Genomic DNA, 1,049 nt, shown 5'->3' on the forward strand with positions numbered 1-1,049 from the left:
ATGTCCGTGCAGCTCACGCCGCATTTTGGAAACGTGCAAGCCCACTACGACTTGTCCGACGACTTCTTCCGCTTGTTTCTAGACCCGACGATGGCCTACACGTGCGCATATTTCGCGCATGAAGATATGAGCCTCGAAGATGCCCAAATCGCCAAGTTCGACCTTGCGCTGGGAAAACTGAACCTCGAGCCCGGGATGACGCTGCTGGACATCGGCTGCGGCTGGGGCGGGGCGATGAAGCGGGCCGTGGAGAAATTTGACGTCAATGTCATCGGAATCACGCTGAGCCGCAACCAGTTTGAATACAGCAAGGCGAAGCTGGCTGGATTGGGCACGAACCGCACCGTCGAGGTGCGGCTGCAGGGCTGGGAAGAGTTCGAGGACAAGGTCGACCGAATTGTCACCATCGGCGCCTTCGAGGCTTTCAAGATGGAGCGGTACGCCGCGTTCTTCGAACGTTCCTACAACATTCTTCCCGACGACGGCCGCATGTTATTGCATACCATTTTGACCTACACCCAGAAGCAGCAGTACGAACGCGGCGTCTCCATCACGATGAACGACCTTCGATTCGCGCGGTTCATTGGCACTGAAATCTTCCCGGGCGGACAATTACCGGCGCAGGAAGACATCTTCAGGTTCGCCGGCGAAGCGGGGTTCTCCGTGCAGCAGGTCCAATTGCTGCAGGAGCACTACGAGCGCACGCTCAACATCTGGGCGGCCGCCCTCGAGGCCAATCGCGAGCAGGCCATCGCCATCCAGTCCCAAGAGGTCTACGACCGCTACATGAAGTACCTGACCGGGTGCGCGAAGCTGTTCCGCCAGGGTTACACCGACGTCGACCAGTTCACGTTGGAAAAGTAGCGGACCCCAGCCCCTCGCGACCTACTTCACGAGGGTGAACTGCCCGACATTGCTGATGCCCTTGCGGAAGAAGTTCTCACAGCCGGTCAGGTAGTGCATGTACTTGTTGTAGACCTCTTCGGACTGGATCTCGACCGCCCGTTGGCGGTTGGCCTCCAGGTTCGCCGCCCAGATGTTGAGCGTGC

2 protein-coding genes are annotated in these 1,049 nt (G+C 58.8%); one reads left to right on the forward strand and one right to left on the reverse strand.

Going from position 1 to position 1,049, the window contains the following annotated elements; translation table 11 throughout:
* On the forward strand, positions 1-864 hold the full coding sequence (locus A5692_RS06100; protein ID WP_068053421.1) for a cyclopropane mycolic acid synthase family methyltransferase: 864 nt from the start codon (positions 1-3) through the stop codon (positions 862-864).
* A 21-nt stretch (positions 865-885) separates the two neighbouring features.
* On the opposite strand, the gene A5692_RS06105 is transcribed toward A5692_RS06100, so the two are convergent.
* Positions 886-1,049 (reverse strand): class I SAM-dependent methyltransferase (locus tag A5692_RS06105; RefSeq protein WP_197514373.1); only part of this gene is annotated, 164 nt, incomplete at its 5' end.

Origin of the sequence: Mycobacterium sp. E342, from assembly GCF_001667665.1 — a bacterium.
GTDB lineage: Bacteria > Actinomycetota > Actinomycetes > Mycobacteriales > Mycobacteriaceae > Mycobacterium.

Coding starts and splice junctions, on each gene's coding strand:
- A5692_RS06100 (WP_068053421.1), top strand. CDS start 1: ATGTCCGTGCAGCTCACGCCGCATTTTGGAAACGTGCAAGCCCACTAC.